Origin of the sequence: Lentzea alba (genome assembly GCF_011067745.1) — a bacterium.
In the GTDB taxonomy this organism is placed as follows: Bacteria; Actinomycetota; Actinomycetes; order Mycobacteriales; family Pseudonocardiaceae; genus Lentzea; species Lentzea alba.
Map to the genome: position 1 here is coordinate 557,678 of NZ_JAAMPJ010000005.1, position 13,768 is coordinate 571,445.

15 protein-coding genes are annotated in these 13,768 nt (G+C 69.5%); 8 read left to right on the forward strand and 7 right to left on the reverse strand.

The genetic code is table 11. The features are described from left to right. Window positions 1-162: 162 nt before the first annotated feature. The gene (locus tag G7043_RS21755) at window positions 163-1,389 is read left to right on the forward strand and encodes a PucR family transcriptional regulator (RefSeq protein WP_166048076.1); all 1,227 of its coding nucleotides are present in this window, start codon (window positions 163-165) and stop codon (window positions 1,387-1,389) included. On the opposite strand, the gene G7043_RS21760 is transcribed toward G7043_RS21755, so the two are convergent. Together G7043_RS21760 and G7043_RS21765 are read right to left on the reverse strand one after the other, a co-directional pair. Continuing rightward, window positions 1,390-2,052: a polysaccharide lyase family 7 protein gene (locus tag G7043_RS21760; RefSeq protein ID WP_166048078.1), complete on the reverse strand. Its 663-nt coding sequence runs from the start codon at window positions 2,050-2,052 to the stop codon at window positions 1,390-1,392. A gap of 131 nt (window positions 2,053-2,183) precedes the next feature. Beyond that, the gene (locus G7043_RS21765) at window positions 2,184-3,047 is read right to left on the reverse strand and encodes a peptidase inhibitor family I36 protein (RefSeq protein ID WP_313888010.1); all 864 of its coding nucleotides are present in this window, start codon (window positions 3,045-3,047) and stop codon (window positions 2,184-2,186) included. A gap of 143 nt (window positions 3,048-3,190) precedes the next feature. On the opposite strand from G7043_RS21765, the gene G7043_RS21770 reads away from it, so the two are divergent. Then, window positions 3,191-6,028: a hypothetical protein gene (locus G7043_RS21770; protein WP_166048080.1), complete on the forward strand. Its 2,838-nt coding sequence runs from the start codon at window positions 3,191-3,193 to the stop codon at window positions 6,026-6,028. On the opposite strand, the gene G7043_RS21775 is transcribed toward G7043_RS21770, so the two are convergent. Further along, the gene (locus G7043_RS21775; RefSeq protein WP_166048081.1) at window positions 6,029-7,000 is read right to left on the reverse strand and encodes a helix-turn-helix transcriptional regulator; all 972 of its coding nucleotides are present in this window, start codon (window positions 6,998-7,000) and stop codon (window positions 6,029-6,031) included. A 96-nt stretch (window positions 7,001-7,096) separates the two neighbouring features. Between G7043_RS21775 and G7043_RS21780 the strand changes: the two genes are divergently transcribed. Beyond that, complete coding sequence (locus G7043_RS21780) at window positions 7,097-7,492, forward strand: RidA family protein (RefSeq protein WP_166048299.1); 396 nt, start codon at window positions 7,097-7,099, stop codon at window positions 7,490-7,492. 31 nt (window positions 7,493-7,523) lie between these two features. Further along, window positions 7,524-8,003 carry a DUF488 domain-containing protein gene (locus tag G7043_RS21785; protein WP_166048082.1) on the forward strand — a complete coding sequence of 160 codons (480 nt, stop codon included), beginning with the start codon at window positions 7,524-7,526 and terminating at the stop codon, window positions 8,001-8,003. Window positions 8,004-8,013: 10 nt separating this feature from the next. On the opposite strand, the gene G7043_RS21790 is transcribed toward G7043_RS21785, so the two are convergent. Next, the gene (locus tag G7043_RS21790) at window positions 8,014-8,574 is read right to left on the reverse strand and encodes a hypothetical protein (RefSeq protein WP_207311461.1); all 561 of its coding nucleotides are present in this window, start codon (window positions 8,572-8,574) and stop codon (window positions 8,014-8,016) included. A 28-nt stretch (window positions 8,575-8,602) separates the two neighbouring features. Here G7043_RS21790 and G7043_RS21795 point away from each other — a divergent pair, with 28 nt between their 5' ends. Further along, window positions 8,603-9,073, forward strand: coding sequence for a winged helix-turn-helix transcriptional regulator (locus G7043_RS21795; protein WP_242642476.1), 471 nt, complete (start codon window positions 8,603-8,605; stop codon window positions 9,071-9,073). Here G7043_RS21795 and G7043_RS21800 read toward each other — a convergent pair. The 3 genes from G7043_RS21800 to G7043_RS21810 all read right to left on the reverse strand — a co-directional run bounded on the left by G7043_RS21800 (window position 9,037) and on the right by G7043_RS21810 (window position 10,707). Then, entirely contained in the window at window positions 9,037-9,408 is a 372-nt protein-coding gene (locus tag G7043_RS21800; protein WP_166048083.1) for a hypothetical protein, read from the reverse strand. The genes G7043_RS21795 and G7043_RS21800 overlap by 37 nt on opposite strands. A gap of 157 nt (window positions 9,409-9,565) precedes the next feature. Then, on the reverse strand, window positions 9,566-9,937 hold the full coding sequence (locus tag G7043_RS21805; RefSeq protein ID WP_313888011.1) for a roadblock/LC7 domain-containing protein: 372 nt from the start codon (window positions 9,935-9,937) through the stop codon (window positions 9,566-9,568). 32 nt (window positions 9,938-9,969) lie between these two features. After that, window positions 9,970-10,707 (reverse strand): hypothetical protein, encoded by a 738-nt coding sequence (locus tag G7043_RS21810; protein WP_166048085.1) that lies wholly within the window; start codon window positions 10,705-10,707, stop codon window positions 9,970-9,972. A gap of 205 nt (window positions 10,708-10,912) precedes the next feature. Between G7043_RS21810 and G7043_RS21815 the strand changes: the two genes are divergently transcribed. Genes G7043_RS21815 through G7043_RS48450 form a run of 3 tightly spaced genes read left to right on the forward strand, consistent with a single transcriptional unit; the run spans window position 10,913 to window position 13,765 of the window. Next, window positions 10,913-12,022, forward strand: coding sequence for a sensor histidine kinase (locus tag G7043_RS21815; RefSeq protein WP_166048087.1), 1,110 nt, complete (start codon window positions 10,913-10,915; stop codon window positions 12,020-12,022). After that, window positions 12,015-13,112, forward strand: coding sequence for a hypothetical protein (locus G7043_RS48445; protein WP_242642477.1), 1,098 nt, complete (start codon window positions 12,015-12,017; stop codon window positions 13,110-13,112). Before G7043_RS21815 ends, G7043_RS48445 begins: the two co-directional genes overlap by 8 nt. After that, entirely contained in the window at window positions 13,097-13,765 is a 669-nt protein-coding gene (locus tag G7043_RS48450; RefSeq protein ID WP_313888012.1) for a response regulator transcription factor, read from the forward strand. Before G7043_RS48445 ends, G7043_RS48450 begins: the two co-directional genes overlap by 16 nt. Window positions 13,766-13,768 lie beyond the last annotated feature (3 nt).

A 13,768-nucleotide genomic window follows, 5' to 3' on the forward strand; every position in this document is an offset into this window, starting at 1 on the left:
GCCGGTACGAACTGCAATTCTGGCTCCGACCAGAAGCACGGCTCACCGTCCATCACTCGAACAGGTCAAACGTTTGGGTCAAATGCACAACGCGGGCAGCTGCCGTTCGTGCACAGCGCCCACGAAAGAAGACCGTTTCGGGTGATGGCAGGCAGCCGCCGCATGCGCAAGCCTCTGCCGGTGGTCGACATCCCGGCACCGGACCCGAGCGCCCCGCTGTACGAGCGGGCCGCGACGCAGATCCCGAACATCGCCGAGAAGGTGCTGGAGGCCTTCTTCGCCAGATCCGCGGCGTACCGGCAGCTGCCGCACCAGCTCGTCGACCGCGAGATCACCGCGGCGGTGACCCGGAACCTGCAGGTCTTCCTGCGTGCCCTGCGCGAACAGCGACCGCCCGCGCCGGAGGAGATGGCCGACCAGATCGCCACGGCCGTGCGCCGGGCACAGCAGGGCGTCCCGCTCGACGTCGTGCTGAGCACCTACCACGTCGCCGCGCACGTCGGCTGGCTGTCGATGGCCGGCGTCGCCGAACCGGACGAGGTGGGCGACCTGCTGGCGACCGTGCCCGCGCTGCTGCAGTTCCTGAGCGCCGCGGTGCCCGCCGTCGCCGCCTCCTACCTCACCGAACAGCAAGCCCTGCACGCCGAACGCCGCGAAGCCGGCCGAGCCCTGGTCGCCGCGCTGCTGACCGGCCGGGAGTCCGAGCCGCTGGCCGAACGAATCGGCCTGGAACTGTCCAGCCACCACGTGGTCGTGGCGATCCGCGTGGAAGCGCCACCTCTGTCCGACGGCGGTGACGCGCGGCTCGCGGCCCACGGGTTGGTGCGCCGCCTCCGCGCCGAACTGCCCCCGCACGCGCTCTCCGCCCTGGACCACGACGGCGGCACCGTGCTGCTGCCGACCTCGGCCGACGCGCTCGACCAGGAACTGACCGACGCCGCCGACCTGGTCGGCCGGCTGCACACCGCCGCGGGCATCGGCCTGATGGGCGGGATCGCCGCGGCGGAGACTCGCGAGGACGTCCCCACCGCGGCGAGACAGGCCGCCGACATCGCCGAACTGGTCCAGAAACTGGGCCGCCCGCCCGGCGCGTACGTGCTGGACGACGTGCTGCTGGAGTACCAGCTCTGCCGTCCCGGTCCCGGCCGCAAGCGCCTGGCCCGCGTGATGGACCGCCTGGCCGAACACCCGGACCTGCTGCACACGCTGAGGGTGTTCATCAACAGCGACCACAACCGCCACCGCACGGCGGACAGCCTGCACCTGCACCGCAACACGTTGAACTACCGGCTGCGCCGCGTCACCGAGCTCACCGGCTACAACCCGGCCGATCCCGCCGACATCCGGCTGCTCGCCGCGTCACTCATCGTCCACGACCTGCGCCCGTGATCACTTCCGGTAGAAGTGCACGTTGCGCCACTGGTGCTCGGCGCTCGCCGTCTTCAACGTGCCGTAGACGCCGTACTTGAAGTAGTGGTCGCCCTTGGGCCCGTTCGCCGTGTGCACGTGTTTGCCGTTGATGTAGATGGAGAAGCTGCCGCCGCTGGCAGTCGCGTTGTGCGTGACGTTGATGCGCACCCACTTGCCGTTGATGCCGCTGATCAGGTCCTTACCTCCACCCCGCAGCGTGCCTCCACCGCGCGAATGCGACCTGATCATCAACGTGGTGGCGCCGTCGCCGTCGTTGCCGAAGATCTGCATGGCGCTCTCGTCGTCCGTGCCCGCCGTGACCTTCAGCTCGCCCTCGAACTGCCGCTGCCCGGTCCGGTAGTTGTCCTGGATCCGCGCCTCGACGCGGTTGGACCCGTTGTTGAAGAGCTTGAAGGTCTGCACACCACCGGACCGCTGATAGGACCCGCCGGGCCCGGACGCGCTGGTGGTGCTGCTCGGGTAGCTCTTGATCGTGCCGCTGCTCTGGATCTGCAGGTTCCACGCGGGATTGTGTTCCGTCCAGCCGCTGCCGACCGGACCGGCTGAGGCGGTCGGCCCGATCGCCGCCACAATCATGACGGCTGTGCCCGCGATTACCGCGATTCGTCGTGCCAGACGCATTTCGCGCTCCTCGTGCGTTGCAGGGATTGCACACAGGCGGCGGCACTGGGAATTCTGGCGCAATTCACGGGAAAGAGGCGAGCGCTCTGTGCGAGCGCTCGCCTCTCGTCAGCACCGAAATTTCGCTTCGATCAGTCGCCGTGCGGGTTCTGGATCGAGACGTGCACGTGGTCGTAGTGGCCAGCGGTCACACCGGTGCCCGCGGTGTAGTTGCGCCAGCCCTCGGAGGCGCGGGCGACGCTCCAGATCTTGCCCTGCCAGATCACGTACCGGACGTCGAGCCGGTTCGCGTGCTTCTGCAGCCAGCGGGCCAGCTTCCAGCCCTGCTCCTTCTGCGCCGCGGACGGGTAGGACCCGATCCGGTTCGAGATCGTGCAGTCGAGCGCGTTGCCGGTGTTGTGGTTGCTCGTCGACGACTCGCCGCTGCGGTAGTCGCCCACCCAGCAGTCCTTCTCGCCGGTCTTCGCCCGGATCTGGTCGTCCACGTGCTGCGTGCGCTTCGTGGCCTGCGGCGCACGGGCGGTCGCCGACGGGTGCGGGTTGGTGACCGGCACGCCGTAGTCGCCGTCCGACGGCGGCGGGCTGCCACCGTCAGCCAGCTTGTGCGAGGCGTTCTCGTTCTTGAGGTCCGAGTTCAGGTTGGCCTTGGCACCGGCCGCGATCGTCTGGTTCGGGCCGGAGTGGCCGCTGTTGAAGTACACCGTGACCGGGCCGCTGGTGCGGTTCCAGACGGCGGCGGCGTTGTTCTTCACGCACTGGCCCTGACCGTTGCCCGCGCTCTTGAACTCGTAGCAGCTCGGCTGGTCGTCGCCGTAGTCGGAAATGGACGTGCCGAAGTCCGAAACCGACCCTTCCTGATTGCTGTTGAAGTACAGGCAGAACTCGCCTGCCTCACAGGATCCGTTTCGGTCCGTCGCCGCGGAGGCGGTGGCCGCACCGAAGGACACGCTGATCAGCGCGCCCATCATGGCCACGAGGGTGAATTTCTTGAGCACGGTGTGTCCTTCGCCTATTCGATCTTTATTCGATTTCCGTTGATCGAAGGATTGCGAGGGTCACTGACAGTTCGCTGACACTCGCCGTCACCGCCAAGTCAGCGCACAAAAGGAGTAGCGCGGGTGCGCGATGATTGATCGCGATGTCCATCCAGCTGGCGTTCGGAGTGACGGCCGGACCTGGGTTGAGCTGCTGGCTCCCCACGTCGGGCGGCAGAGCCGTGCCGGGCGGCGGTGCGCACCCGCCGGGCGCGCCGGTCGCCGTCGGCCCCGCTGACGCGGACCCCGAAGCCGTGCGGGAGGCGACGAGGCAGCTCGCCCTGTTGAGCACCGAGGCGGCCGGAGCGGGTGTCGATCTCGGTGGCGGCTTCACGTCGGCACGCCTGGCGGGTGCCCACGGCGACCGGCGGGACGCGGTGCTCGCCGCCTTGCAGGACCTCGGTGCCGACGGCGCGCACCGGCTGGGCGACCGAACCGCCGGTCTGGTGGCGATGTTCGGGCCTTCCGCGACCAAGCGGGTCGGTGCGGCCGCGCACACCGCGGTCGAAGAACAGCGCTGGGCGGCGTTGCGGCTGGCCTCGGCGGCGTCCGACCTCCTCGGCCCCGAACAGCTGGAACGCGTGCTCGACCTGCGCGCGCCGGACGGCATCGACCCGTTCCCGCGCGGTGCGGCGTCCACGCTGGCCGAACACCTGTCCCGCGCGCTGTCGCGCTATCAACGACCGCGCCGGCTGGCGTTGATCATCAGTCTCTGGGACCACGTCTGCGCGCAACTGGCCGAGCGGCGGCAGCGGAAACGTCTCGCCGCCTCGCAGACCCGCGTGGACCGGATCGACAAGCTGCGCGAACGCTACCGCGTCCACTTCGACGAGCCGATCCTTCAGCACCTGGGCTGGGCGTTCGACGACACTCCGACGCTGGGCGCCGCGGCCCGCTGGCGGCCGCCGAACTGGTGGACCGCGTCGGAACTCCGCCGCCTGATGCACGACGCCGTCGCGGCCACCGCGCTGCTCCGGTTCGCGAGGACGCTGTCCGACGAGGGCCTCCAGGCCGCCGCCGAGAAGCACCGCGCCGAACTGGTCGCCGCCGACGCCTGCCTGAGCGGGAACGCACGGACCAAGGCGGCGCGCCGGCCCGAGGGCGGCTACAGCCACCCGGCGCGGCCTGGATGCTATGTGCACCAACTGGTCGAGGCGCTGACGCCGGAACGGTTGGCCGGCTCGAAGACCCAGAACTACGTGGAGATCCGTGCCGCGATGGCGCGCAACTACGGCGTGGTCGTCTTCGACACCGTGATGGAGGTGCTCCGCAACCTCGACGACCAGCCGCTGCACGAATGCTGGGACACCTGTCGGCCGTGGCAGGCCGCCAACCTGCTGGAGTGGCGCGCCGCGGTGGGTTACCGACGTCCGGCCGGCAGCTGGGAACAGCCGCCGCTCGCCGACGCGCACGCCGACGGGCCGAAGCAGCCGCTCGCGCAACGCCTCGCCGCGGACCCGGACGCCGCGGAGACACCGCACGACCTGCTCTGGTTCGCCGACCTCGCCGACGCGCTGGCGCCCTTCTACGGCAACGAGCACGCCACCGTCCGGCACGAGCAGTCCGCACCGAACCTGGACTACGACACACCGGTGCGATCCGTCCGGCCACCAGCCCACTCCCTCCCGCTCGCGGTCGCCGAGGTCGCGCAACTGGTGATGTTCGGGGCCACCCCGCCGCCCCGCTGCGGGAGCTGGGCGGAGCTGGCCGCCGGGGTCAGAGCGGACGCCGTGATCGCGGAGGCCAGCGTCGGCATCTTCCCGATCCCGCCCGAAGTGTCCGGTGTGGACAAACAGATCGTCGCCGACCTGGCCGTGGAACTGGGCCGTGATCCCAGACAGCTGTCCGAGTGGTCGAGTTACATGGGCAACTGCATCGGCTATCCGTGGTACGCCGACGAAGCACGCAGGGGTCTGTGCGTGCTGATGGCGTTGCGCGACCCCACCACCGGCCGAATCGTGGCCAACCTCGACATCCGCCGCCACACCGGCGGTTGGCACGTGCACGAGTTGCGGGCGCGGTTCAACGACAACGTGACCCCTGCGGTGGAGAAGCAGGTCAAGCAGTGGGTCGACGACATCCCGACCCCCGCGCTGCCCGCCCCCGAACCCCTGCTGCCCGTACCGCCGGTGCGAGTGCGCGGCGGTTCGGCTCGTCGTTCCGCCGCCGGACGTCTCCCCGCCGAGCTCACCCGCGCGCTGACCGTTGCGGTGGAACAGGAACTGGCGTCAGTCGCCTCCGCGCAACGCACCTATGTCACGTTGGCGCGCGGCCTCGGACGTGCCGGCCAGCCCGCCGACTTCGACCCGCAGGCGGCGGTCGTCGCGTTGAAGCGCGTGGGTTCGGCCGATCACGTCGAACTTCTCCGCACAGCACTCGACGCCGGACTCAGCGCGTCCACCCTCTGGCAGGCAACGCGCGTCCGGCCGCTCGCCGCCGCGGTGGCGAGGCTCGATCCCGAACTGCGCGAGTACGACCGCCTCGGCACGCTCACCGACGGTTCCCCGCTCCCCCGGACCCTGCGCGCGCTGGTCCGCCGCCCGGAAATCGCCCCGGCGCACGCGATGGACGTGGTGGCACGAGCCGTCCGCACGGCCATGGGCGCGCTGGCGGGTGACGACGCACTGGCCCGTGCGGTGGCCCGTCGCCCCTCGACCGAGCTGGTGTGCGCTCTGACGATCGCCACGACCTGCTGGTTTCCGTCCACAGAGGACAACAGCGTGCCGGTGTCGGAACCGAAGAAGACGACGGTTCCGGGCTTTCCCGCGACCGACCTGTCCGACGAGCACGGCCCGTGGCAGCACGCCATGACCGCGGCGGCCGAGCTCGGCGCGCCCGTGGAGTTGTTCTGGGAACGCGTCGCCGAGCACGGTCTGCGCGTCCCGGCCACCCTGTTGGGCAAGGGCGGCTGGCCGGCCCTCTGGAGCCGGGCACACCGCTGATCAGGTTGTGCCCGCGGGTCCATAGCGGGCGGCGATTGCAGCCGCGCGGTTGCGGAGCGCATCGCGTAAAGACTGCGGGGCCAGCGCTTCCGCACTCAGACCGAGCTGCCACAGCGCCCACTCCGCGTGCCACGAGTCCTGGTAGGTCACCTCCAGCCGCAACCACCCGTCCGCGTCGGGTTCCTCGGCACGAACCGCCAGCGCGGTGCCCAGCAGCTCCTCCCGCCGCGCCGGGTGCACCCGCACCAGCACGGTGATGTGGTCGGTGGACAGGAACTGCGCGCAACGCTCCCGCCAGACCCGGTCCAGATCGACCTGGCTCGGCCGCTGGGCCGGTTCGTCCAACTCCTCGGCGGCCAGCACCCGCGACAGCCGGTAGGTGCGGTCCGCACCACCTCTCGTGGCCAGCAGATATCCCCTGTCGCGCACCGTGACGAGGCCGATCGGGTCCACCGTGCGCCACTGCGGCTCCTGCCCCGTCGCGGCGTAGTGGATCCGCAGCCGGTGCCCCGCGAGCACCGCACGCCGCACCACGGCCAGCGCCGCACCGGACACCTCCTCGGCCACCGCCCGGCGCGACAGCAGGTCGGTCTCCGGCTCGACGAGAAACCGCTGGGCCACCTCGGTCGCGGTGACCTGGTGGCTTTCGGGCAGCGCGTCCACCACCTTGCGCATGGCGGAAGCCAGCGCCGAGCCGAACACCTGCTCCGCACGCCCCGAGCCGGCGGCCAGCAGCGCGACGGCCTCGTCGTGGTTCAGCCCGGTGAGCTCGGTCCGGAACCCCGGCAGCAACGCGAACCCGCCCCGCCGCCCGCGTTCGGCGTAAACCGGCACCCCTGCTGCGGACAACGCCTCGATGTCGCGCAGGACCGTGCGAGTGGACACCTCCAACTCGCGGGACAGCGCGGTAGCGGTCAACTGTCCGCGTTGCCGCAACAACAACACCAGCGACACCAACCGGTCGGCACGCATGCGAAAACTCTGCCAGAAACACGACAGAGGATGTCGTGTTTCACCCGGAAGCTGATCACCACAACATCAAGTTTCTGGAACGGAGCCGAAGTGGCAGTGGAACGAACGGCGGTCAACCCGTGGCCGTGGTCGGTGGACCTGGGCTACCACCAGGGTGAGGTCGTCGCCGGGCACACCCGGACCCTGTACTGCGCGGGACAGACCGCGATGAGCGCCGAGGGCAAACCCGAGCACGCCGACGACATGGCGGCCCAGTTGGCGCTCAGCCTCGACAACCTGGAAGCCGTGCTCGCCGAGGCCGGCATGTCCCTGACGAACCTGGTCCGGCTCAACGTCTACACCACCGACGTGGACCTGCTGTTCCAGCACTACGGCGTCCTGGCCGCACGCCTGGGCGCCGCCGGGGTCGCGCCGCCCACCACGATGCTGGGCGTGACCCGACTGGCGATCTCCAGCCTGATGGTCGAACTTGAAGGCACAGCCGTCGCCTGACGCGGCACGAGTAGCAGGTGGGTGGTCCGAAATGCTCAAGATGGTGACGATCGGCGTCTACGGTTTCGACGCCGATTCGTTCCTCCACCGACTGCGGCAAGCGGACGTCCACCTGCTGCTCGACGTGCGCCAGCGCCGTGGCGTCCGCGGCGCCGAGTACGCCTGGGCGAACTCGAACCGGCTGCAGGCCGCGCTCGCCGAAGCCGGAATCGCCTACGAACACCACCTCGAACTGGCCCCGACCACCGAGATGCGCCAGCTCCAGTACGCCGAGGACGACCGCCAGGGGGTCGGCAAACGCTCACGCCACGAGCTCGCCGCCGAGTACGTCCGCCGCTACACCGACGAGATCCTCGACCAGGCCGATCTCGCACCGATCGTGTCGGTCTTGTCCCGCAACGGAACCGCCGCGCTGCTCTGCGTCGAGCACGAACCCGAGGCTTGCCACCGCTCGCTGATCGCTCAGCGGCTGGCCGAACAGCACGACGTCACCGTCGAGCACCTGTTGTGAGGCACGGGTTTCACGAGATCCGCCGATCCACGGCGACCCAGTTCGTCTCCCACGTGGTGCCACCGTCACCCGAGAACGCCTGCTCGAACCTGGCCCTGTCCGCGCCCTCGCGGAAGACGAGGAAGCGCACCTTGATCGGACGTCCGCCGAGCTGGTCGTCGCCGTAGAAGGTGCCGACCCCGTCGCGGAACCCGCCGTACACCGCCGGCGTGAGCAAGCCGTCGCGGATGTTGACGAAGGTCAGGCTCCACCGCGTCGCCTGAGGTTCGTACAGCCGCAGGTTCATCCCCTCGATGCGCCCGTTCGTCCCGGAGACCTTGAGCTCGACGACGTTCGCCCGGCGATCCATGAGGGGACGCACGACGCTGGTCCCCGCGAACTGCAACCACTCGTCCGCCGACTCCGACAACGGTTCGGCGAGCACTCGCACCGAAGTGCGCCAGCTGCCGATCTCCCAGTCGAAGTCCCGCTGTCCGTCGACAGCCGCCGAGGCACCACCCGACGCGGCCGTGACGACCAGGACGAGTGCCGAAAGCCCGGCGACGAGGATCTTCTTGTGTGGCACGGTCATGGTTCGACTATCGAAGCGGAGTGCGGCCATGGACAAGAAGGCACCTGCAGGTAACCCCTCGCGCCCCAACCCGCTGCCCGGCTGCCCGATGGCCGCGGCCTTCGCCGCGATCGGCGGCAAGTGGAAGCTGACCCTGCTCTACTGGCTGGCCCACGGCGAGTCCCACTTCGCGGGCCTGCGCCGGCGCAGCGCACCGATCACGCCCAAGGTGCTGGCCGAACAACTGCGCGAACTGGAGGCCGACGGCCTCGTCGAGCGCGTGGAGACCGGACCGGTCCCGGCCCCGGTCATCTACCGCCTCACCGCCTACGGGACCACTGTTCTACCCGTCGTCGAAGGGGTGCGGGTGTGGGGCGAGACCCACCTGCGACGCACTCGGGGTGAGCTCGCACCCGACGCGGCGATGGGCTGCGCGAACTCGATCGCGCAGCCCACCAGCCGCCCGGACTCAGAACTCGCCGCTCACACCTGGAGGTCGGACTCGATGCGCTTGAGCTGATGCCGGGCCATCGCGAGATTCGCGACATCTCTTTCCAGCACCAGGTAGAGGAACAGCGATCCCCTGGCTTTCACGCCGCCCATCAACCGGATCAGGTGGTACTGGCGGTGTAACGTGATCAGAATGTCCTCGATGCTGTCGTTGAGGCCCAGCGTCTGAATCACTCGCAGTTTCGACCGGACGACCTCGGTGTTGCCGGCCGCCGCGATCTCCAGGTTCAGCCACTCGCCGCCACCGCTGTGGCCGAGCGACATTCCGCTGTCGTAGTCGACCAACGCGACGCCGACAGCGCCGGCGATGGACATGGCCTCTTTCAACGCGACATCGATGTTCATCAAATCCCACTTCCCTAGGTCAACTGATGATCGAGACGACTCGGCGTCCAGCCGAATCCCCGATCGTGCACGGACACGTCTCCACACAGACGTCATCGACGAGAGCAATGAACCAAGTGACAGCATTTCCCCGCCCCCTGCCCCGGTGGACGGTGTGTTACGGGGTCAGGATCGAGCCGACCCGCGCGATCACGGGCCGGGATTCGTGGAGAAGGCGTCCGAGGTTCAGCCCTTTGTCTCCAAGTACGACCATCAACGACATGCTGCCGACGGCGTACACGGCCATGTAGCCCTGGCTGCCGAACACCACGGTCTGACTGAGCGCGCCGAGACCGATCACCTCCGCCGCCTGGCGCGCGATTCCGAGATCGGCGGCGGCGAGCGCGGAGATGTGCACAGGCTCGACGTTCTTCGCCACATCGGCGATGATCGGGATTCCGTCTGACGCGGCCACCACGGTGTCGGTCACTCCGGTGACGTTCTCCCGGAGCTTCCGCAGCTCGGCGCCCAGGGCGTCGTAGTCCAACACGCTTCCTCTCTCATGCGGAAAGGCCGAACAGCTCAGCTCGGGCGATCCGGCTCCACCCGCGGCAGCAACGAGCCCAGTCCCCACTGCGAAAAACTGAACGAGGTCTCCGGCGGGGCGATCTCCAGCAGTTCCTCGCCGAGCATCCGGGAAATCTCGACGGTGACCGGGTAAAGACCCCGGCCGACCGCGAAAGCGATGTCCCGCGCACTGCGCCTGCCGGTGGCGTGCTCGATGATCTCCCGCCGTTTCGCGGTCAGAGTGCTCGACTCCAGTTCACGAGCAGGCACCACGCGATCCCGATAAGGCGACAGGGGAAAAGCGAGCGAGGCAACCGCGTCCAACCGGCGAGCCGTCTCCGTCAGCAGCAGGTCCGGGTCGGCCCCGTCCGGCACGAACAGCGACGGTACGTCGATTGATTCGCCGAGTACACAACGTTCGACGGCACCGGCGGCAATGGCGAACGCCCCGTCCTGAACGGCGGCCGCGGCGACGACTTGTGCCTCGGCAGAACCCGAGTGCGGCAGCAGTTCCTTCGCCCCGGGCGAGCCTGGACTTTCCACCGCGACAACCGCACCATCGCGCAGGTGAAAAATTCCGCCCACATCACCCACAACGCACAATGCTCCGGTGACTCGATCCACGTGACATTGCGCCAGGGCATGCGCAAGGACGTCGAACGATCCTCGACAATCGCTTGTCAGCGGTAACTCCGTGTGATTCCGGTGACTACAGTGCGGCGTATCTGACAAACTGGTCATCCAATCGAGCACTTCTCCTCATCGAAAGAGCGACCGCCACCGCTACTTCTTACCCGCCGACATCGCGCCCCCCGAGCGAGGCCACACGAACGAGTGAAATATTCCAGCTGAGAGGACTCGGTCCCCACCGGGAGTGTCGGCCGTTACGCCTCCATCTGGGCGTATTGACCGGTAACGTCGTCCGCGACGTTGATCAAGTCAGGCCGGTGGGGTGACGGTGACAGGCGAAGCCGTGCGGCTGCTGAACAGCTTCGGTCACCGCTATGCCGCCGCCGTGCGCGTCGCGACCCTGCCGCCCATCGCGGCGATCGCACTGCTGCGAGCCTCGACCGACGAGTTCGCGGCCACAGCGCTGACGGTTGCCGTCGCCGTGATCTGGACGTGCGTGCAGGGATGGCTGCGCCGGACGGTCACCGTGCCGGTCGCTTCGGATGTCGTCGTGCTGCTGGGTTTGTGCCTGAGCGTCTTCTGGACCGGCGCGGTGGAGGACAACAACACCGCGTGGCTTCGACTGCTGGTCACGTTCGCGTGCGTGACCTGGCAGTGGCACACCGCACCGCTGCCCGGCATCATCGCCGCACTGGTCACCGGCGGCTCGATGCTCGTCATCTTCGCGCTGGCCGGACAGGGCCCGACCTCGTCGCTGCTGTGGGTGCCGGTCATGGCGGTCATGTCCCGGGCGGCCTGGACGGTCATCACCCGCTCTGCCGAACGAGCCGACCGGGTGGCCGCCGAGGCCGAACGGGCGCGCCGCGAGTCCGCTGTGGTGGCGGCCGTGCGCGCCGAGGAACGTGAGCTCGCGAACTCCCTGCACGACACGGCGGCCACCACGTTGCTGATGGTCGGCACCGGGCAGGTTCCGGCGGGGGCGAGTTGGCTGGCCCCGCAGGCCCGCCGCGACCTGGCCCGGTTGCGGTCCTCCGCCGGTGGGCGCCGACCGGACCAAGCCGATCTCGTCGACCTGCTGCGCGCCGGCCTCGACGCCGGCCACCTGACCGTCGAGCTCGACGCACCGCGCACGCTGCCGTTGCCGTTCGACGTGGCGAACGCGATCACCGGTGCGATCGGGGAAGCCCTCAACAACGTGCGCCGCCACGCCGGGACGGACCGGGCGCTCGTTCGGCTGCACGGCGGCCCGAGCGCAGTGCGGGTCGAGATCTCCGACGACGGCAAGGGATTCGCTGTCGGCGACGATGCGTCGACCTCCCGGCGTGGGCTCCGTGAGTCCGTGCACGGCCGGATGGAACACGTCGGCGGCGTGGCCACGATCATCTCGGCGGAGGGAGCGGGCACGGTGGTGCGGCTCGAGTGGCGGTCCGATGAGTGACGACGAAACCAGGGCGCAGCTGCAGCGGGGTCTGCGGATCGCCACCCTGATCCTCGCCGTGCTGACGGTGGACGTGCTCGGTCTGATCAACCTGGTGCGCGGCCTGGACTCCCACGACTTCCCGGCGGCCCAGTTCGCCGCCTTCGCCGCACTGACCGCGGTGCTGGTCACCGAGGCGGTGCTGGTCGTGCGGCGGCGACCGTGGCGCACCGGGCGCCGGCTCGCCATCGCCGTGGTGCTCGCCGCGTCCGCGCTGTCGTACCTGACCCTGCCGGACGGCAAGACGTCGACCACTGTGGACTGGTTGTTCGGAGCCGCGAACTGGGCCGGGGCCGTGGTGCTGCTCGACCGTCCTTTCAGGACTTTTCTGGCGTTCCTGATGACGCACGAACTGCTCGCGCTGGCGAACCTGGTGGTGTTCCACGAAGTCAACCGGCCGGCGCTGGTGCGGTTCTCCACGGGCTCGGTGACCGTGTTGGGGTTGCCACTGCTCATGGCCGTGGTGGCGGCCGTGCTGGGCGGGATCGCCGCCGAAGCCGCCAGGGCCGCCCGTGAGCTCGAACAGGCACGCACCGCGGAAGCTGCCGCGGCGGCCGCACACCGACGCCGCACCCAGCGGTTCACCGAGTTGAGCGACACGACCGTGCCGCTGCTGACCGGACTCGCCGACGGGTCGCTCGCGCCGTCGGATCCGGTGGTGCAACGCCGATGCGCCATCGAGGCGGCCCGGATGCGCCGGCTGTTCGCCGAGACGGACACGGTCGCGAACCCGCTGCTGCACGAACTGCGCCACTGCGCGGAGATCGCGGACCGCAAGGGCGTCGAGGTCGAACTGGACGCGCGTGGTCACTGGCCGACGCCACCGGTGGCCGTCCGGCGGGACCTGACCGACGCCGCGCTCACCGCACTCGCGACGGCGGGCTCGTGGGCGCGGGTCACCGTGGTCGGCAGCTCCGACTCGGTCTCGGTCAGCGTGGTCGCGGACTGCGCCGAACACGCGGTGCCGTCACCGGCGACGCCGGACGTGCGGATCGAGATCTTCGGCAACGGCGGAACGGTGTGGATGGAGGCCCAGTGGCAGCGGAGCTGATCACGGCGGTGATCGTGGACGACCACGCGGCGATCGCGGCGGGCGTGCGGTACTGGTGCGAGCAGGCCGATCCGCCGATCCGGCTGCTCGACGCGGGCGACCGCCTCGCCGGCGTGTGGACCGGCGAGGGCGCCGACGCCGACGTGGTGATCTTCGACCTGGAGCTGGTGCCCGGCAAACCGGACTTCGGCGAGCTCCGCCGGCTCGTCGACAGCGGCCGGCGCGTGGTCGTGTACTCGCAGCACGCCGACAACGCCACGGCGATCAAATGCATCGACCTCGGCGCGTTGGCGTATCTGACCAAACGCGAAGGCCCCGAGCACCTCGTCCCCGCCGTCCGAGTCGCCGCCCAGGGCCGGGGCTACACCGCGCCCTCGCTGTCCGGTGCGCTCGCCGCCGACGACACCCCGGACCGGCCGCGCCTGTCGCCGCGCGAGGCCGAGGTGCTGCGGGCGTGGTTCGCCTCGTCCTCCAAGGAACTCGTCGCCGCGAAGCTCCACATCACCGCGAAGACCGTCGACACCTACATCGCCAGGGTCCGGGTGAAGTACGCCAACGTCGGACGAGCCGCGAGCACCAAGAGCGAACTCATCACCCGAGCACTCGACGACGGCGTCATCACCCTGGCCGAGCTGAACGAGACCACACCGTAGGCG

Bases quoted from the DNA above. Each gene is read 5' to 3' on its own strand.
- G7043_RS48445 (WP_242642477.1), top strand. From the start codon at position 12,015: ATGAGTGACGACGAAACCAGGGCGCAGCTGCAGCGGGGTCTGCGGATC.
- G7043_RS21775 (WP_166048081.1), bottom strand. From the start codon at position 7,000: ATGCGTGCCGACCGGTTGGTGTCGCTGGTGTTGTTGTTGCGGCAACGC.
- G7043_RS21755 (WP_166048076.1), top strand. From the start codon at position 163: ATGCGCAAGCCTCTGCCGGTGGTCGACATCCCGGCACCGGACCCGAGC.
- G7043_RS21800 (WP_166048083.1), bottom strand. From the start codon at position 9,408: ATGAACATCGATGTCGCGTTGAAAGAGGCCATGTCCATCGCCGGCGCT.
- G7043_RS21790 (WP_207311461.1), bottom strand. From the start codon at position 8,574: ATGACCGTGCCACACAAGAAGATCCTCGTCGCCGGGCTTTCGGCACTC.
- G7043_RS21770 (WP_166048080.1), top strand. From the start codon at position 3,191: ATGTCCATCCAGCTGGCGTTCGGAGTGACGGCCGGACCTGGGTTGAGC.
- G7043_RS21760 (WP_166048078.1), bottom strand. From the start codon at position 2,052: ATGCGTCTGGCACGACGAATCGCGGTAATCGCGGGCACAGCCGTCATG.
- G7043_RS21795 (WP_242642476.1), top strand. From the start codon at position 8,603: ATGGACAAGAAGGCACCTGCAGGTAACCCCTCGCGCCCCAACCCGCTG.
- G7043_RS21785 (WP_166048082.1), top strand. From the start codon at position 7,524: ATGCTCAAGATGGTGACGATCGGCGTCTACGGTTTCGACGCCGATTCG.